This window comes from Paenibacillus cymbidii (assembly GCF_004764705.1).
Taxonomy (GTDB): Bacteria; Bacillota; Bacilli; order Paenibacillales; family NBRC-103111; genus Paenibacillus_AN; species Paenibacillus_AN cymbidii.
In genome coordinates, this window is record NZ_SHLX01000025.1 from 78590 (window position 1) to 97309 (window position 18720).

Here is an 18720-nt window from a genome sequence, read left to right on the forward strand (position 1 = left end):
GCTCTCGGCAGGAGCAGCCCCGTTTTTTGTTGTTGCCGGCGTTCTAATCCAGTTCTCATGTGACACTCAGCGAATAATCAAGTAGGTCCGGTACATTGGGTTTGTGATTGTTAAGCCATTGTAAAGGTCCGAGTCGAAAGCGAGGTGCAACCATGGAGAACAAACTGAAATACCGCCACGAGTTGAAATTTTACATGAATCCGCTTCAGTATCGCATCGTTCGCCAGCAGCTGCGGCATCTGCTGGACCCGGACAAGAACGCCGGCGCAACCGGCGACTACCATATCCGCAGCCTGTATTTCGACGACATCGACAACAAGGCGCTGCATGAGAAGCTTGGCGGCGTACGCGACCGGGAAAAGTACCGGATCCGGATTTACAATTTCTCCGACACCATCATTCATGTGGAGAAAAAAATCAAACGCAACGAGTACATCGCCAAACGCAAAGAGTCTTTGACGCGAAACATGTGCGACGCGGTTATGGCCGGCGACTGCGAAGTGCTCAACCGGCCGGACCGGCCGCTGCTGTACGACATGTACCGCGAAATGAAAACGAAGCTGCTGCGGCCGAAAGTGATCGTCGATTACGTGCGCGAAGCGTATGTGGCCAAAGCCGGAAACGTACGCGTCACCTTCGACAAACAGCTGCGGACGGGCCTCGGCGCAACCGATATTTTCAACCGCAACCTCGGCACCGTTCGTGCGCTGGACGACCATTTAATCGTATTCGAAGTGAAGTACGACGAGTTTTTGCCCGAATATGTGCGGGCTGCGATTCAATCCGAAGGGCTGATCCGGCAGTCGAACTCGAAATACGTCATTTGCCGCAAATTCATTAAAACGAACGACTGGGAGGACCAATAAGATGGACCAGGAAAAAACAAGCTTTACCGATTTGCTCAAAAATTCCGTCGTGGACAATTTCAACACTTCCATCAGCATCAGCAAAATATTGCTTACGCTCGGTATCGCATTTTTGATCGGCTTGTTCATTTATTTGCTCTACAAACGGGTATTCAGCGGCGTGTTGTACTCCAAAAGCTTCAACGTTTCGCTGATCGGCATGACGCTCATTACGGCGCTCGTCATTATCGCCATCAACTCGAATCTCGTATTGTCGCTCGGGATGGTCGGCGCGCTCAGCATCGTTCGTTTCCGGACGCCGATCAAAGATCCGACCGACCTGATTTTCCTGTTCTGGGCCGCCGTTGCCGGGATTGTGACCGGCGCCGGCTTTTACACTCTTGCCGTGATCGGCTCCGTTGTCGTCGGCATCGTGCTGTTCCTGTTCATCAAACGCGCTTCGTTCGAAACGCCGTACCTGCTCGTCCTGAACTGCAGCGGCGACCGAAGCGAACAAGCCGTCATGCAGAAGCTGAAAGCCGTGGTCAAACGGTACAATGTGAAACAAAAAACGGTGACGGCGGACAATGTGGAAATGACAGTAGAACTGCGGCTTGGCGAAAATGAACCGGCTTTCGTCAACCAGTTGACGGCGATCGAAGGCGTCCGGGACGCGGTGCTGATCAGCTACAACGGCGACTACGTATCCTGAAGCGACAGGCGGTGTTTGGAATGAACAAACGAAACTCTGCGTGGCCGGTGATCGCCAGCTTCGTCGTCGCCCTGCTCGTCGTCGGGGTCACCGGACTGTATCAGCTGCTGCACCCGGACAACGCGCTCGGGCTGGCTGTCGACAAGGCGTCGGCCAATACGAAGCTGATCGAACAAACCGTGTTTCCGCGCGACAAGGTGGTCGACGTCAACATTACGATTGACGAGGACGAATTCCAATCGATGCTCGACAACGCGTCCGCCGAGGAATTTCACTCCGCGTCGGTCGATTACAACGGCATCCATTACGACAATGTCGGCGTCCGCACCAAAGGCAATTTGAGCCTGCGCAGCGTCGTCAACATGCCGGATTCGGACCGTTACAGCTTCAAGCTGTCGTTTGACGAATACATTTCGAGCCAGACGTTGTACGGCATCGGCAAAATCAACCTGAACAACAACTACAGCGACGCCACCTACATGCGCGAGTTTCTGACATATGAATTGGCCCGGGAAATGGAGCTGCCGACGCCCGAATATTCGTACGTCAATGTGTCGGTGAACGGCAAGCTGTGGGGATTTTACCTGGCGATCGAGCAGGTCGGCGATTCGTATCTGGAGCGCAACTTCGGCAATTCGTACGGCGCGCTGTACAAAGGCATAATGGGCGGCTCCGGCAGCGATTTGAAATGGGTCGGCGAAGATCCGTCCCTGTACACGGGGCTGGCGATGAAATCGAAATCGTCGAACGGCGACGTGCTGGTCGACATGCTGAACGAGCTGAACAACGGAAGCGATTACGCCCGCGTGCTCGATATCGACGACGCGCTGAAATATATCGCGCTCAACGTCGTAACGGCGAACACCGACAGCTACATCGGCGGCAACAAGCAAAATTATTATTTGTACGAGGATGACGGTATTTTCTCCATTTTGCCGTGGGATTACAACATGGCGTTCGGCGGTCTCGGCAGCCAAAATTTGCTGATCGACGAGCCGACGCAAGGCGCCGTCAGCGAACGGCCGCTCGTCGCCAAGCTGCTGGCGAACGACAAGTACAAGGAGGAATACCATCAATTGATTCGCGATGCGGTTGAAGGTTTCCTCGCGTCCGACACGTTCGAGGCGCGGGTGAACGAGCTCGCGGCGATGATCGGCGACTATGTCAAAGCCGATCCTACCTCGTTCTACACGTTCGAGGAATACGAGAACGGCGTCAAGCAGTTGATCTCCGGCAACGCGAACCGGGTGCAAAACATCTCGCAGCAGCTCGACGGCACCGCCGCTTCGACCAACAACGGCAACGGCAGCGGCGGCGGCATGGGCGGCGGCCGCGGCAACCGCGGCGGCGCCGGGGCGCAAGGCGGCGCGGGAGCGAATGCGCAGGGCGGCGCGGGAGCGGCGGCTGGAGCGAATGCCGCGGCGGGTTTAAAGCTGGCGGCAGACGAGGCGCCGGCTCAGCAAAATCAGCAGCCACAGCAAGGGCAGCAACCGCAACAAGGGCAGCAACCGCAAGGGCAACAGCAACAAGGGCAGCAACCGCAAGGGCAAGGCAACTTCGGCGGCGGACAGGGCTTTCCCGGCGGCGATCAAGGGCAAATCTTCCCGGGCGGCAACATGGGCGGCGGCCGCGGCGGGCAAATCTTCCCGGGCGGCGGATTCGGCGGTCCCGGCGACATGTTCGGTCAGCCTGCCGCAAGCGCCAAACCCGGCTCCGCCAAAGAAGCGTACACCGCGCTTGGAGCCGTAGCGATTCTTATGCTGGCATGCGTCTTCGTCGTCAACTTCCGGCGCAAACGCCTCTGATCAGAAAATAAGCCACTTTTTATGGTCTATTCGAGTAAAAATAACGCTCAGCAATGAAATAGCCAGTGAAATCGCTGGCTATTTTGCCCAAAAGGCCGATTGAAGCCAGTTTTGATCGAAATAGCTAGTGTTTTCACTGGCTATTTTCGACGTGGCAGAAAAAATGGAGGCAATAAGCCATTTTTCATGGCTTATTTTTCATCCGCAAATGCCCTTTCACCCTCAAGCTTCTTTATTCGCCTGCTGACCTTTCCCTCCGCTTGTCTTATAATAGAGCGTAGCCTTAGCAAATCCATCCATTATATCCCGAGAGGAACGTTCGCGATTGAATCCTATCGCCCTGCTGCAAAAAAGTGTGCTCACCCGCATTGTCGCCGCCATCGTCGCCCTGATTGCGCTGCTGTCCGCCGGCTACATCCTGCTCGAAATCGGCAACTCGCGCACCGCGGCCAAACAAGCGATCGCCGCATACGGCATGCGTCTCGCGGAAAGCTATGCGCAACAATTCGATACGCAGCCTTATGAAGCGTTCCTGCAGAAGCCGGAAGAAAACGACGGCTACTGGGCGATCCGCGGCCAACTGGATCAATACCGCACGCAGATCGGCGCGTTGTACGTTTACCTGGTCCGCTTCGGCGATCAAGACCAGCCGATCATCATGATCGACGGCCAGCCGAAAGGCTCAGACGCCGCGTCGCCGATCGGTGAAGTGACCGATATGCCGGCAGCCGCCATCGCCGACGTCAAGGAAGGACGCACCGCCGCCACCAAGCTGCTCGACAACCCCGAATACGGCTCTTACCTGTCGGCCTTCGCTCCGATCCGCAGCAAGGACGGCGCCGTGATCGGCGCGCTCGGCGTCGACACCGACGCGCGCGTCATCGCCAGCATCTCCGGCGCCGTCATCCGCGGATCGCTCGGCTTCTACGCGCTGCTGCTGGCGGCATCCGCGGCGGCGCTGGCGGCGATCGTCTTCCTGATCGTGCGCTCGCTGCGGCCGCTCAGGCTCATCCAGTCCGGCGCCGAGCTGATCGCCGCCGGCGAACTCGCGCAAGCGGAGCGGCTGCTCGCCGACCACCCGGTGCGATCCGCCGACGAGATTGGCGCCACCTACCGGGCGATGACGAAGATGTCCGGCAGCCTGCGCAGCTCGATGGGCGCGCTTGTGGCCGGCATCGCCGGCGCCTCCGAACAAACCGCCGCCTCGTCTTCCCGTTTCCGCGACGAAGCGGACCGTCTGCTCGCCAGCAACGAAACGGTGCAAGGCGCCATGCAGGAAGTGGCCGAAGGCGCGCAGACGCAGCGCATCGGCGCCGCGGACAGTGCCCGCGCAATCGGCGAAATGACGCAGGGCATCGTGCGCATTTCCGAAGCGGCGCAAGCCGTGGCCGACGCCGCCCAAGCCGCGCTCGGCGAAGCGGAAGAGGGAGCGGAGACGATGCGGCGGCTCGAACGGCAGGTGCGCGCCGTCTCCGCCACAGGCGGCGACGTGCTGGCAATGGCGCGGACGCTGAACGACTCCTCCGCCCTAATCGGCGGCGCGCTCGACATGATCGCCGGCATCGCCAGCCAAACGAAGCTGCTTGCGCTGAACGCCTCGATCGAAGCGGCGCGCGCCGGCGAACACGGACGCGGCTTCGCCGTCGTTGCGGGCGAAGTGCGCCAGTTGGCCGAAGCGTCGGCCCAGGCCGCCAGTCAGATCGGGGCGCTGCTGCAAGACATCCGGCTCAGCGCAACCGGCATCGGCGGCAAAATGACGACCGGCGTGCAGGAAATGACGCAAGGGGTTGCGATCGCCGCCAGTGCGGAAGTTTCCTTTCGCAACATGCTGGACAAGTTTAAGCAGGTTGGCGGACAGATGGAAGAAGTGTCGGCGGCGGCGGAGCAAATGTCCGCCGGATCGGAAGAAGTGGCAGCGGCCGTGGCCAATATTGCCGATATCGCCCAGTCCGCGTCGGAGCAAATTTTTCGCATTTACGAAATGACGCAGCAGCAGTCCGAAGCCGCGCGCCACATCGCGGAGTCCGCCGCGCAAGTAAGCGTGGCGTCGCAGGAAATGCGCCGGTCCGTCGAGCGGCTAAAGGTGTAGCCGGTCCAATCCCGGACTTGATGCGCAGGCGGAAGGAGGCAGAATTTCATCATCAACAGATTGCTGATTGCAGGGTACAAGGCGTCGGAGTTGGGCATTTTTTCGTCCAAGCATCCGGGTGTCGCCATTATCAAACAAGCTGTCAAAAGCCGGCTGCTGAGCATGCAGGACGAAGGGCTGGAATGGGTGATCGTCAGCGGGCAATGGGGCGTCGAAGTGTGGGCGGCCGAGGCGGCAATCGAGCTGAAGCAGGCAGGCTGCGGCCTGCAGTTGGCCGTCATTACGCCATTTCTCGAGCAGGAGGAGAACTGGAGCGACGACAAAAAAGACCGCTACCTGCACTTGCTGCAGCAAGCCGATTATGTGAACAGCGTGACAAAAACGAAGTACGCCGGACCGTGGCAATTCCGGGCCAAGGATACGTTCCTGCTGCGCAATTCCGACGGCCTGCTGCTCGTGTACGACGAGGAGAACGAAGGTTCGCCCAAATACATCAAGGAACTGGCCCTGCGCGAAGGCAGGTCGCGCGACTACCCGCTCCTCCAGATCGGCGCGGAGGAACTGCAAACGATCGCCGACGAGCAGCGGGACGCCGCCACTAACGAATACGCGGATTTCGACGACACGTAAAGCGCAGGCAGCAGGCCCTCCCGCCATCGCTTCTTCAGAACAAACTCCAGTCGAACTCGCGCGACAGCTTCTCCAGCAGATGGACGCCGGCCGTGCTGTTGCCTTTGCCGTTCAGCGCCGGTCCGACGACGCCGATGCCGTAACGGCCCGGTACGAGCGTCATGATGCCGCCCGCCACCCCGCTTTTGGCCGGCAGACCGACACGAATCGCAAACTCGCCGGAGGCGTTGTACATGCCGCAGCTGAACATGAACGTTTTGGCGATCTGCACGAACCGCCGCGGCACAAGCTGCTCGCCCGTCGCGGGATCGACGCCCCCGAGCGCCAGAACAAGCCCCATGCGGGCGATATGGCGGCATGTCGCCAAGGCGGAGCAATGCCGAAAGTAGACATCGAGCACCTCTTCCACATCGTCCTTGTCCTCAAGCACACGGTTGTCCTTCAGGAAGTATGCCAGCGAACGATTGCGAAACGCCGTCGCCGACTCGGAAGCGTACACCGCCTCGTCGCCGACGATCGTATCGTCCCCCGCCAGCCGGCGCAAAAAAGCGAAAATTCGCTGCGTTTTCTCCGCCGGCGTCGCCCCGGCAATAAGCGACGAAATCGCGATTGCCCCGGCGTTGATGAGCGGGTTGAACGGAATGCCCGGCTCAACCAGCTCCAGCTTCAGCATCGAATTGAAGTCGTCCCCCGTCGGCTCCATGCCCACCTTGCGAAATACGCCCTCTTCCCCGTTGTCCATCAGCGCAAGCAGCAGTGTGAACACTTTCGAGATGCTCTGCATCGTAAACCGCAGCCCGCAATCGCCCGCGGCGACGATACGCCCGGACGGCTCCATGACCGCGATGCCGAGCGCATGAGCCGGCGCACCCGCCAGCTCGGGAATATAAGAAGCCGGGCGGCCGAACGCCGTCATCTCCCGGCTGATTTCGACCCACGCGGGCAATTGCGCACCCAGCCGGCTCCACTCTTCTTCGGATCGATCCACGAATCTTTCCTCCCGCAACAGTCATCGCCATTGGGCGTGACTGAAAACCCGCTCGGGTGCATCTTGCACCGCCTTTTCGCCCCCTGCTGCGTCACTTTTGCTTGACTTACCCCCGGTAAGCCTGCGCAAAACTTCCTTGCATGGAACGAAAATTCGGCCCAATCTGCTGTCCTCGGAGTTCTCAGTCTCACCCTAGCGTACCGCATTTTTTACTTCCGGAAAAGGGAGTGAGTGCGACCGGCAACCCAATTCTTTTTCGGCAATCAAAAAGCAGTTGACTTCCAGCTTCATTATCTATATAGTTAATTACATGAGTAACTAACCAGTTAGGCGGTGAGGCGGTGGGTGGAATGATGGACGACAGCCGGCCGATTTTTGTGCAAATCGCGGAACGCATTGAAGACGACATTATTGCCGGCGTTCTGCCCGAAGAGTCGCAAGTTCCTTCCACGAACCAATTTGCGGCCTTCTATCAGATCAATCCGGCTACAGCGGCGAAAGGCGTCAATTTGCTGGTCGACGAACAAATTTTGTACAAAAAGCGAGGGATCGGCATGTTCGTGGCAACAGGTGCGAAAGAGGTGCTGGTGGAAAAACGGCGGCAGCAGTTTTACGAAACCTACGTGGTGGCGATGAAACGGGAAGCCGCAAAGCTCGGCATCACAACGGAGCAGCTGGCCGAAATGGTACGGAGAGGAGATGGCAAACAATGAACGTTACGGCAGAATTGAAGCATGTGTCCAAACTATACGGCAACGTCAAAGCCGTCGACGACGTCAGCTTCGTGCTGGAACCGAACAAAATTTACGGCCTGCTCGGCCGCAACGGCGCGGGCAAAACGACGCTGATGCACATGATGACGGCGCAGTTGTTTGCAACGAGCGGCGAGCTGAGCGTATTCGGCGAGCAACCGTACGAAAACGAGCGGGTGCTGAGCCAGATTTGCTTCATTAAAGAGAGCCAGAAATACCCCGATACGTTTCGCGTCGTCGACGTGCTTGAGTCGGCGGGCACGTTTTTCCCGAACTGGGATCGCGATTATGCATACCTGCTGGCGGAAGATTTCCGCTTGCCGCTCAAGCGGCGGATGAAGAAGCTGTCGCGCGGCATGCTCTCTTCGGTCGGCATTATCGTCGGACTGGCCAGCCGGGCGCCGCTGACGATGTTCGACGAGCCTTATCTCGGCCTCGACGCCGTGGCCCGGGCGATGTTTTACGACCGGCTGCTTGAGGATTACAGCGTATTTCCGCGGACGATCGTGCTTTCGACGCATCTGATCGACGAAGTGAGCCGGCTGCTCGAGCATGTCATCCTCGTCGACAAAGGCAAGGTGCTGATCGATGAAGACGCCGATACGCTGCGCGGCAAAGCGTTTGCGGTCGTCGGTTCGGCCAGCAAGGTCGAAGCGTTCCTCGCCGGCAAAACCGTCATCGACAAGCAGCCGCTGGGAAGCTTGCTGTCCGCTGCCGCATTGGGCGAGCTAAGCGCGCGGGAACGCGGGAATGCGGCGGCCGAAGGGCTTGAGGTGACGCCGGTTTCCTTGCAGCAGCTGATCGTTTACACAACGAACGGCAAAACCGAACGAAAGGCGGGGAACGCTCGATGAATCGGATCACAGGCGTCGTTCGCATGTATTATCGGGACAAATTTTCATGGTTTATGCTCCCGTGGATCATATTGTTGTCCAGCTTCGTCGTGAATTTGGCAACCGCCTACTTCGTGGAAGAGGAGATCTATACCGGCGGGATCATGTCGATCTTCATCTATTTTTTCGTGGCGGGCATTATCGGCTTGGCGCAAATGTTCCCGTTCGCGCTCGGCATGAGCGTCAGACGCAAAGATTTTATGCTGGGAACGGCTGGCGCCGTGCTGGTGAACAGCGTTATTGTAGCGGTTGTGCTTTACATGCTTGCGGCAATCGAAAGGGGATTGTCCGGCGGCTGGAACCTGGGGCTGCACTTTTTCTCCCTGCCCTATTGGAGCGACGGTTCGGCCGCGCAGCAGCTGTGGGTGAACTTTACCGTTATTTTCTGGATGTACGTATGCGGGTTTTTCATCTCGAGCATTTTTCGCCGCTTTGGACGGGGTGGCATGTTTGCAGCGGCGATCGCCTTTTCGCTGATCGGCATGATCGGCTCCTATGTGGTGACCTACAACAACTGGTGGGGAGCGATATTCGACTGGTTCGCCGGTTCGACCATGATCGAGCTTGCGCTTTGGATCGATGCCGTCATCGTGGTGCAGGCCGCGGCGGCGTACGCGATGCTGCGCCGGGCGACCGTCTGATCCAATCGCCCGATCTGCCTTTCGATCCGCCGCTTCCCGACGGCTGCCGGCGGTAATGCCAACAACCCGAAAGCCTGTTGAGGATGCTCAACAGGCTTTCGTCCGTGCCGACAAATTCGTCCATTCTTATATTCGAGTTCCCCGGTATGCCTCCAGCAAGTCCGCCAACTGATCGACGGCCAGGTCGGGCATCGGACCGGTTCGTCCTTCCTCCTCTGCGGCGATGCGTTGATTCATCCCCGCCCCGCGAATCCAGACCGTTCGCATGCCGGCCTGCGCGCCCCCGGCGATATCTGTAAGCAAATTATCTCCCACCATGACGCACTGCTGCGGCCGAACGCCGTACTTGCGCATGCCGTACTCATACATATAAGCACCGGGCTTGCCTACGTAATTCACAGCTTGGCCCAGGATGGTCTCTACCGCTGCGGTCAAAGCGCCGGTTTCGGGAATTTTCCGGCCCTGCCCGCCGGGATGGAACGCATCGGGGTTGGCGGCAATGACACGAGCGCCTGCGCTTTCCAGGTCGACAATCCGCTGCAGCTTATCGAAGCTAAAATCGGTATCTCTGCCGATGACGACGGCATCTGCCCGGCCAGCCGTCTCCCAATCCGCCACTTCATGCCCGCATTGACGGATGGAAAGCGTCAGGCTCTCCGAACCGATAACCGCCACCGTCTGACGTCCGTATCGTTCCATGAGATAGGCTCCCGTCAAATCCGTTGCGGTAAAGATTTCATCCGCTGCGATATGCAGATCCATTCGGAGCAATTTCCGCTCAATTTCCGCAGCCGTCTGGCGCGAGTTGTTGGTGATGACGCCGATCCGTTTCCTATCCTGCCGCAATAATTGAAACAATTCCCCGGCGCCCGGAGCTGGCTGGTCCTGATGATAAACGCATCCGTCCAGATCGAAAAAATAGACCGCCGCATTTCGCAGATTCATGCTTTCGCCGTTCGTTTCCCGCTTCTCCATGCTTTTCCTCCAGCGCAAGTTTTCTGCCGACGTGGCAACGATAAAACAGAAAAGAGAAAGTTCTTCACCAGGGCGCACGAATGCATCCCGTGTGTGAAGAGCTTTCTCTCATTCGCCGCTCTTATCCAAACAGGTCTTTCATCTGCTATATTGCAAAACCATATTACCTTTCTGCGAACAAAGGTGTCAAGACAATTGCGGCCAGGAGACCGAAGCCGCATCCCGTTATACTAGCGGAACGCCGGATCAGTTGACAGGGAATCAGCGGTAGCCTATAATGTTCCCGATTATGGACCGGCCGAGAGAGCCGGCCGATGATACGGAGATGAACCACGTGGAGAAGGCGATGTTTCAGAAGCTGCATTACAAAAACGGCCGCGCCGCCGTTCTCGAAGCGCCAGAAGGCTACGAGCTCGGCATCGATGCGGAGAAGGAACTAAACGGCAAGTTCGACTTCGTTCAGCTGTTCGCCAAGGATTCCGGCGAAGTCAAGGAATGGGTGCCGAAGATCATTCCGGCGCTGCAGGACGACGCGATTTTCTGGATTTGTTATCCGAAGCAATCGGGCAAGTTCAAACCGGACATCAACCGCGACAGCTTGTGGGTGTTGATGGAATCGATTTCCAGCTACCGGCCGGTTTCGAATGTCGCCGTTGACGCGACATGGTCGGCGCTGCGCTTCCGCCACAAAGACAAGGTGAAGAAGTAGGTTGGCTAGAGGAGGAGGGCCCGATGGGCCCTCCTTTTTTCTTCGCATGTCCGGTACAGACGCTGTCGCTCCGGGGGAGGGGCGTTGCGGCCCTGGCTCGTTTGGCCGCCTCAATCCGGGTACAACTTCAGCGCCAGTCGGCGGAAATCGCGCACGCGATGAAACGTGGCGCAATCGGCGTCGTGCCGGTTGGGCGCGTTGATGCTGGAGCGGGCGATGACGGCGAGATCGTCGCCGGCGATGACCGGCACGGCGTACATGAACGACTGCGTCAGCTTGTCGGCGCGGGCGATGCAGCCCGCCTGGAACCAATTCAAGCCGTCCGCGCTGTAGAGCAGCATCAGGAACCGGCGATCGTCGCCTCCCGGCACATGGGCGTATACTTCGTCCCGCTTGCCTTCCGCGTCGTTCCAGTCGACGAGCCCCTGGCTGTCGGCGGCCATGTTGGCGACCGCCCAGAACAGGCGCGACGCTTCGTCCCGGACGATGCAGAACTTCAGCTGGCCGCCGGGCATCGGCGAATACTGGCGGAACGTCAGGCCTAGCTTGCCGTCTCCGTCTCCGCCTTCGCCTTCGTCGGTTATGTCGAGCACAGCGCACAAATTGCTTGCCGATTGGCCGCGCAGCTTGACCGTCGCGAGCAGCCGCAGCCGGCCGTACACATCGATGACGTTCGGCTCGAGATAATGGCTGGTGCCGCGCTCCTCGAATTGCGCGTTGACAATCGCATCCGGCGCGCCGGGGAACGGCACCGGATCGGACATACGCCAATTGCCGGGATCCATCGGATCGCCCGTCAAGTCGCAGACGATCGCGCGCGGCGCGCGGGCGCCGCCGCGGGGAATGTCCGTCGGCGATTCGTATACGCCGCCCAGTCCCAGATCGTCAATCGCCCAATACAAGCGGTCGTCCCTGATGACCATGCCGGTGTGGCAGTTCCAGAAGTGCCCCTTGAACAGCGTGACCGGAGCCGACCAGGTGGCTCCGCCGTCGCCACTCCTCAGCAGCAGCAAGTCGTCGTTGCGGTATTCGGTTCCGCCGGTGAAGGCGAACAAGTACAGATCGCCGCCGTATCCCCACGGACAAGCGGAGTAGTAAGGCAGCTCGCCGAGCTGCTGCCACGTTTCGCCGCCGTCCGTGCTGCGAAGCATATGCGTGCGGCTCTGCGCCGCGCGGCGCTCGCGGCTCCAGCGGAAGCGCGGGACGACCGGCACCGCCGCAAGCAGCGACCCGTCGCCCGCCAGCGTCATGCCGCAGCCTTCGACGTAACGTTCGCCGTCGTCGTTGCGCCATATCGTCGTGTACGATGGCGCGAGCGGCAAGGCGCTTTCGATTGCAGATGTGTCGGATCGTTTCATCGGCTGCTCCCGTTATTTTTTGGCTGTCGCCTTATAGTTGTCGTACGTCTTCTGGTATACCGCCAGCAATTTGTCCAAGCCCAGCGAACGGATTTTGTCGACAAACTTGTCATAGTTGGCGAGCGGCTCCGAGCCGAGAATGAATTTCGCTTCCATCTCCTTGACGTAGGTCAGGATGTCGTTCGACGTCAAGTTGATCAGCTTCAGATCGTCCTCCGAGAAGAAAATGTCCGGATACGCCACGCGGCCGTAATTGTCGAACAAATTGTACAACCCGTCGAGGAACACCTTCTGCGCGCCCGTCTTCGGAGCGGTCGCCTTCAGCTCCTTGTCCGTCTGGTAATAGTAAGGGTACGGCGCGGCGATCGGCGCGATCTCCGCATTGACCCAGCCGAAGTTATTGCCGGCGAACGCTTCCGGCAGCTTGTCGGGCTGGAGAATGCCGTCCTTGTATATCGGCTCGGGATGACGGATCGCAAAGGCAAAGTCTTCCTCGTACCCCTTGTCGATAATCCGCATCGTCAACTCCTTGTTCTTGTTCGCCTTCGTCATCGCAAACGCGATGTTGTTGCTGTTGTCGGTCACCGGCCATATCGGCGCAGGGTTCGACGGGCTCGTAAGCGGCAGGAGCACGGCGTATTGCAGCTGCTGGGCCGGATCGGTCAGCATCGTATGCGCGGCGGAGTAGCCGAACACTCCATATTTCAGCGCGTTGCCCTTCGCCTTGTGCTGCGCGTCCGTTTGGGTAAAATATTCCGGATCGAGCAGCCCTTCCTTCTGCAGCTTGTTCATGTAAGTCAAATATTCCTTGTAGCGCGGATCGGTCATGACAAATTTGACTTTGTCCGCGTCCGTAAAGAAGAAATTGCCCAAATTGTTCAAATCGTTGACAACCGGGAATCCGAGCCCCGTCAAAACGATCGTGCCGACGTTGTACATCCCGTTGCCCGGCAAACCGGACAGCGGAATCGCCTTTTTCTCCGTCTTGAACGCCTGCAGCACTTTGTAGAAGTCGTCCAGCGTCTTTGGCATGTCGAGCTTCAGCTCGGTCAGCCATTGCCGGTTGATGAACATGCGGGAGCGCACCTGATTGTGGCGGCCGTTGTCGACGAACGGCAGCGTATAAATGTTGCCGTCCGGCGCCGTTTGCGACGACAGCATTTTCGGATACTGTTGATTGACCCGCTTCACATTCGGCGCGTATTTATCGACCAGTTCGCCGAGCGGCACGATTTGGCCGGACTGGCTGAAGCGCAGGATATCCTGCTTGCTGAGCAGGCTGCCGATGATATAATCCGGCAAATCGCTGGCGGAGAACGCCAGATTGACCTTCTCCTTCGCTACCTCGCGTTCGACGGGGATGAACTGGAACTTGACGTTGAACTCCTTCTCCAGCTCGGTGAACACCTTCATCTTTTCCAGCGGCCCGGTCACCGTATCTTTGGCGATCATCACCTTGAGCGTCACCGGCTCCGCCGACTTGCCGCCGGCCGGCGTCGCTCCGGACGCCGTGCTTTGCGGCGACGCCGATGGCGCCGAGCTGCCGGACGATCCGCTTTTGGAGCATGCAACGGCTGTCGTCAGGACAAGCGCAAGCGACAACCCCACCGCTGCCAATCGTTTTGTTTTCATTCCGTTTCCCCTCCGGTTTGCCTCGTTTTCGTTTGCACCTAACGCTGTTGCCCGTTTCCGGTTCCGCTTCCGATTCCGTGCCTTGCGAATACATTCTTGCCGCATTGCCGGTTCTCCTGCCCGCCTCACCTCCCTTGCGCGATGCCGCGCATCAGCTCTTGATCGCGCCGACCAGCATGCCCTTGACGAAAAACCGCTGCAGAAACGGATACACGATCAGGAGCGGCGCTGCAGCGACGATGACCAGCCCGTATTTCATCATGTCGGCCAGCCTGGATCTGCGGGTAAAGTCGGTCAACGCCTCCACAGAATCGTTAAGGCTGCCGCTCGACTGCTGCTGCAGAAGCAACGTGCGCAGGACGAGCTGCAGCGGGTATTTGGCGTCGTCATTCAAATAAATAAGCGCGCTGAAAAACTGGTTCCAGTGGCCGACGCCATAGAACAGCGCCATGACGGCGACGATCGGCGCCGACAGCGGCAGCGCGATGCCGACGAACATGCGGAAGTCGGAGGCGCCGTCCGTTTTGGCCGATTCGTACAGCTCGTACGGGATGCTGCTGGCAAAATACGTCCGGCAAATGATGATGTTGTACATACTGGCGGCACCGGGCAAGATGAGCGCCCACATCGAATTGCGCAAGCCGAGCTCGGTGACGAGCAAATAGGTCGGAATGAGACCGCCGCTGAAAAACATCGTAAGCGCGAACAGAAAAGCGATGACGTTGCGGCCTTCCGTCTCACGCCGCGACAGCGCGTAGGCCGCGCTCAGCGTTACCGCAAGATTGATGAGCGTGCCGACGACCGTATATACAATTGTGTTCGCATACCCGCGCCAGATCGGCGCATAGTCCAGTATTTCCCTGTATCCTTCCAGATTAAAGCCGGCGGGCAACAGCACTACCTGCCCGCTGTTGACCATCTGCGGCTCGCTGACCGAAGCGCTCAGCACGAACAGCAGCGGATAGGCAACGACAAGCGCCGCCAGCAGCAGGAACGCATAGATGACGACAGTGACCGTTCTATCTTGAGCCGAATCTTTCACCGCTTGCCCTCCTCACCATAAGCCCGTTTGGCTGACCCGCTTCGCCGCGCTATTCAGCAGCACTAGCAGGATGAAATTGACGACCGAATTGAACAGGCCGATCGCCGCCGTGTAGCTGAACTCCCCGTTCAGGATGCCCGACTTGTACACGTACGTCTGGATCACTTCCGACACGCCGAGGTTCACCTGGTTCTGCATCAGGAAGATGCGCTCGAAGCCGACGTTCAAAATGTGACCGCAGTTGAGCAGAAGCAAAATGACGATCGTCGGCAAAATAGCCGGCACATTGATGAAGCGGATGCGCTGCAGCTTGCCGGCGCCGTCGATCGTCGCCGCTTCGTGCAGCTCGGGATTGACGCCGGCCAGCGCGGCCAAATAAATAATCGCGTTCCAGCCGGTATGCTGCCAGACGATCGAAAGCAAATACACCGGCAAAAAGTTGTCCGGATCGAGCAGGAAGTTGACTCTTTCCATGCCGAGCGCGGCCATTGCGTTGTTGACCGCCCCCGACGTCGGCGACAGGAACAGGTTGACCATTCCTACGACGACCACGATCGAGATGAAGTGCGGCGCGTAAGTAATCGTTTGCACAGCTTTGCGGAAGCGGGCGTTGCCGACTTCGTTCAGCATAAGCGCAAGCAAAATCGGCAGCGGGAACGTGACGACGATTTCGCAGGCGGAGATGAGCAGCGTGTTGGTCAGTATTTGCATGAATACGGGCCGCGTAAGAAACAGCTGGAAGTTCTCCCAGCCGACCCAGCCGCCGCCTAACAAGCCGTCGCCGATGCGGTAGTCTTTGAAGGCAAGCGTGATGCCGTACAGCGGAACATAATGGAACAGCACGAAGTACAGCGCCGCAGGCAGCAGCAGCAGGTACAACTGCGGGTGCTTGCGCAGCGCCTTGACCAATACGGAGCGGCGTCTCATCCGGGTAACGTCCGCAGGCAAATCGAGCGGTTGTGCGTTCAAGCGAATCTCATCCCCTGTTCGTTCGATCTGTTGCTCCCTCACTATAGCTGCCGGTCGTGCGGCAGTATAGTTGTGAATCCCACGGCAGGTGGCGATAACGAGCGGATGGTCGAACAAGCGAAGGTTGTAAAAGCGGGGATAGGTTGTAAATGCGGGGATCGGCCGTTTGCCCGGTTGAAAGCGGTTGCTTCCCGGGACGCAACGTTGTTACAATGATGCTGTCGCGGCCCATAAGCCCGCGCAAGCTCGCATTCGACTCAATATGAAGTGGGGATAAGGATGAAGCGAATGCCGGATGTTATTTCCCGAAGCGTACTGTTCAAATTTCTGCTCTCGTTCCTTGCCGTGTTCATGCTGCCGATGCTGTTGCTCGGCTTCGTTATTTATCGCGATTCCTATGTCAAAGTGAAGTCGACGCTGGAGCAATCCGCCCTCGATTCGCTCGTTCAGCTGCGCGGCTATGCCGATTCGCGGCAGCGCGAGCTGCAGTATACGACCGAACGCATCCGTCACGATTACACGCTGCAGCACTATTCGATTCTGGAAGGCCCGGAAGCCCAGCTGCGCGCGATCGATCGCCTCAATATGTACAAAGCCGACGATTCCGCCGTGCAGGAAATCATGCTGTACGTGCGCGAAGGAAGCGACCTCGTCTTCACTTCGCGCGGCATTATTACGCTGCAGGCGCTGGCCGCCTCCTCGCTGCGCTCCTCGTCGGCCGAGCAGGAGCAGTTTCTGAACATGATGCGCACGGCGGCAGCGCCCTACGTTCGTCCGTCGGGCCCGGTCTTCACGAGCACGGGCGCTCAGTCGGATATCATGATGTATCTGTTCCCGATTCCTCCCGACGTCGACGAGCCGCAGGCGTCGCTGCTCTATTTTGTCCCGCAGTCCGGTTTCGCGGCGATCACGCAAAGCCTGCTGCAGCGGACGGGCGGCAGCGCGGGCATATTGGACGAACAGGGGCGGTCGCTGGCGGTATTCGGAGACCGCGCGGAGACGCAGCAAGCGGTTCGTCCGGATGACAATCGTGCCATTTCGTCCGTTCGTATCGACGGCCGTTCCTATACGTACATTCGCAGCGTGTCCGACCGCAACGGCTGGACGTATTGGGCGCTGCTGCCGCAATCCGCGTTCTACAAGCCCGTCTCGCAGAAGCAAACCGGGCTGCTGCTGAGCGGCGCCGGCTTGCTGCTGATCGGTTTGCTGCTGATCGGCACGCTGTCGTTCCTGCACTATCGGCCGATGAACCGGTTCCGGCATGCGTTGCGCCGGCATTTTCCGGAATCGCGACGCACCCGCCCGCGCAGCGAATGGAAAGAAATCGAAGCGAACCTCGACGCGCTCCGTACGCGTCAGGCGGTCACACGGCGCCAAATCATCGAAAATTTGCTGCATCAACGCGAGACCTATGCGGCGAAACGCCATTATGTCGCTTCCGGGCTGCTGCTCGATTGCGAATGGACGGCGGTCGTGCTGATGCGTACAGAGAAGGAAGAGGCGGGGCTGCTGAATGCGGAGATGGAGGCGCTGATGGACCGGCTCGAGGCGGAGCACGCCGAAGCCGGCATTCGTTTGTATTGCACGGGTCTCGAACGGCTGAGCGATTGCGCACTGCTCGTGAACGCGCCGGAACCGGACTTGCCGGCACTGCGCCTGCGGCTCGCGGCGATTCGCGAATCGCTGGCGGACCGGCAGCTTCGCTGCGCGTTCGGCATCGGCAGTTGGCAGGCCGGGGCGGACGGCATTCACCGCTCCTATGTGGAGGCGTCGGCGGCGCTTGACAAGGCGGACAGCTTGACAAAGGAGGAGCCGGCAATCGTGGCATTCGTGGAAATGAAGGCGATCGCCGCCCCGGACGTCGATTGGTTCCCGCTGAAGGAGCAGCTTCGCTTCTTGCACAGCTTGAAGCAAGGGGATGCGGAGGAGGCGGAAGCGTGTCTGGACGAAATTGTCGCTACCGTTCGCCGGCACGCCTCCTCGTTTCTATTGTCCAAGTATGTATGCCTGGACCTCATTACACAGGTGATCCGCACGCTGCAGCAGGAGAAGCTCGACTACGACCCGGAGCGGCTGCACCACCTGCTGCAGTTTACCGGCATCGACGAACTGGAGGCGATGCTGACGCAAATCGCGCATGCGATCTGCGCCGAGGTGGCGCTGCGCAAGTCCCGGCATACGTCGACGCTGGCCGCGCAAATCGTCGAAGGCATCGATCGCGAATATACCCGCGCCGAGTTTGGGCTCGACTGGGTCGCCGACCGGTTTCAGCTATCGCCCTCGCACGTAAGCAAGCTCGTGAAGGCGCAAACCGGCGTCAGCTTCGCCCAATACTTATCCGATCTGCGCATGGAGGAAGCGAAGCGGCTGCTCGCCGAAACGGCATGCCCGATTCACGACATCGTCCAGCGCATCGGTTATATCGATCCGAAAAATTTCATGCGCAAATTCAAAAACGAAGTCGGCATCACGCCCGGCGAATTCCGCAAGCAGCACAAACGGGAGCAGCCGTCGGTCAGCAGACATTGAGCAGCGGCAGCGAGGAACTGGAAATTCAAATCCTTCGTTCGAACAAGCGGCGCTCCCCGAGCCGTAGCGGGATTATGTATGAAATTTCGCATACATTCGGCGCGATCCGGGGCGGTGGCGGGATTAGGTATGAAGTTTCGCATACATTCGG

At 58.9% G+C, this 18720-nt stretch carries 16 protein-coding genes; 10 read left to right on the top strand and 6 right to left on the bottom strand.

All coding sequences use genetic code 11. The features are described from left to right. The first annotated feature begins 152 nt into the window (after positions 1-152). The 5 genes from EXY20_RS27820 to EXY20_RS27840 all read left to right on the top strand — a co-directional run bounded on the left by EXY20_RS27820 (position 153) and on the right by EXY20_RS27840 (position 6081). A complete protein-coding gene (locus tag EXY20_RS27820) occupies positions 153-866 on the top strand; it encodes a polyphosphate polymerase domain-containing protein (RefSeq protein ID WP_135555402.1) in 714 nt (237 codons plus the stop codon). Position 867: 1 nt separating this feature from the next. Further along, positions 868-1557, top strand: a complete 690-nt coding sequence (locus EXY20_RS27825) for a DUF4956 domain-containing protein (RefSeq protein WP_135555403.1) — start codon at positions 868-870, stop codon at positions 1555-1557. A gap of 20 nt (positions 1558-1577) precedes the next feature. Further along, the gene (locus EXY20_RS27830) at positions 1578-3362 is read left to right on the top strand and encodes a CotH kinase family protein (protein ID WP_135555404.1); all 1785 of its coding nucleotides are present in this window, start codon (positions 1578-1580) and stop codon (positions 3360-3362) included. Between the two features lie 325 nt (positions 3363-3687). Further along, positions 3688-5451 carry a methyl-accepting chemotaxis protein gene (locus EXY20_RS27835; RefSeq protein WP_135555405.1) on the top strand — a complete coding sequence of 588 codons (1764 nt, stop codon included), beginning with the start codon at positions 3688-3690 and terminating at the stop codon, positions 5449-5451. 48 nt (positions 5452-5499) lie between these two features. Next, entirely contained in the window at positions 5500-6081 is a 582-nt protein-coding gene (locus EXY20_RS27840) for a DUF1273 domain-containing protein (RefSeq protein ID WP_167859574.1), read from the top strand. A gap of 34 nt (positions 6082-6115) precedes the next feature. Here EXY20_RS27840 and glsA read toward each other — a convergent pair whose 3' ends face one another. Further along, a complete protein-coding gene (gene glsA, locus EXY20_RS27845; protein WP_135555407.1) occupies positions 6116-7069 on the bottom strand; it encodes a glutaminase A in 954 nt (317 codons plus the stop codon). Positions 7070-7419: 350 nt separating this feature from the next. Between glsA and EXY20_RS27850 the strand changes: the two genes are divergently transcribed. Genes EXY20_RS27850 through EXY20_RS27860 form a run of 3 tightly spaced genes read left to right on the top strand, consistent with a single transcriptional unit; the run spans position 7420 to position 9355 of the window. Beyond that, entirely contained in the window at positions 7420-7782 is a 363-nt protein-coding gene (locus EXY20_RS27850) for a GntR family transcriptional regulator (RefSeq protein ID WP_407944940.1), read from the top strand. Next, positions 7779-8675: an ABC transporter ATP-binding protein gene (locus tag EXY20_RS27855; protein ID WP_135555409.1), complete on the top strand. Its 897-nt coding sequence runs from the start codon at positions 7779-7781 to the stop codon at positions 8673-8675. The genes EXY20_RS27850 and EXY20_RS27855 overlap by 4 nt, the downstream gene beginning before the upstream one ends. Beyond that, positions 8672-9355 (top strand): hypothetical protein, encoded by a 684-nt coding sequence (locus tag EXY20_RS27860; protein ID WP_135555410.1) that lies wholly within the window; start codon positions 8672-8674, stop codon positions 9353-9355. The genes EXY20_RS27855 and EXY20_RS27860 overlap by 4 nt, the downstream gene beginning before the upstream one ends. A gap of 126 nt (positions 9356-9481) precedes the next feature. On the opposite strand, the gene EXY20_RS27865 is transcribed toward EXY20_RS27860, so the two are convergent. Continuing rightward, complete coding sequence (locus EXY20_RS27865) at positions 9482-10330, bottom strand: HAD-IIA family hydrolase (protein WP_135555411.1); 849 nt, start codon at positions 10328-10330, stop codon at positions 9482-9484. 277 nt (positions 10331-10607) lie between these two features. Here EXY20_RS27865 and EXY20_RS27870 point away from each other — a divergent pair, with 277 nt between their 5' ends. Continuing rightward, on the top strand, positions 10608-11039 hold the full coding sequence (locus EXY20_RS27870) for a hypothetical protein (RefSeq protein ID WP_235886229.1): 432 nt from the start codon (positions 10608-10610) through the stop codon (positions 11037-11039). 110 nt (positions 11040-11149) lie between these two features. Here EXY20_RS27870 and EXY20_RS27875 read toward each other — a convergent pair whose 3' ends face one another. The 4 genes from EXY20_RS27875 to EXY20_RS27890 form a co-directional block, all read right to left on the bottom strand. After that, positions 11150-12397 (bottom strand): WD40/YVTN/BNR-like repeat-containing protein, encoded by a 1248-nt coding sequence (locus EXY20_RS27875; protein ID WP_135555412.1) that lies wholly within the window; start codon positions 12395-12397, stop codon positions 11150-11152. 12 nt (positions 12398-12409) lie between these two features. Next, a complete protein-coding gene (locus EXY20_RS27880) occupies positions 12410-14029 on the bottom strand; it encodes an extracellular solute-binding protein (RefSeq protein WP_167859568.1) in 1620 nt (539 codons plus the stop codon). A 151-nt stretch (positions 14030-14180) separates the two neighbouring features. Then, positions 14181-15071, bottom strand: a complete 891-nt coding sequence (locus EXY20_RS27885) for a carbohydrate ABC transporter permease (RefSeq protein WP_135555414.1) — start codon at positions 15069-15071, stop codon at positions 14181-14183. Between the two features lie 12 nt (positions 15072-15083). Next, positions 15084-16040 (bottom strand): ABC transporter permease, encoded by a 957-nt coding sequence (locus tag EXY20_RS27890; protein WP_235886230.1) that lies wholly within the window; start codon positions 16038-16040, stop codon positions 15084-15086. A gap of 288 nt (positions 16041-16328) precedes the next feature. On the opposite strand from EXY20_RS27890, the gene EXY20_RS27895 reads away from it, so the two are divergent. Beyond that, positions 16329-18569, top strand: a complete 2241-nt coding sequence (locus EXY20_RS27895) for a helix-turn-helix domain-containing protein (protein WP_167859569.1) — start codon at positions 16329-16331, stop codon at positions 18567-18569. The last annotated feature ends 151 nt before the right edge of the window (positions 18570-18720 follow it).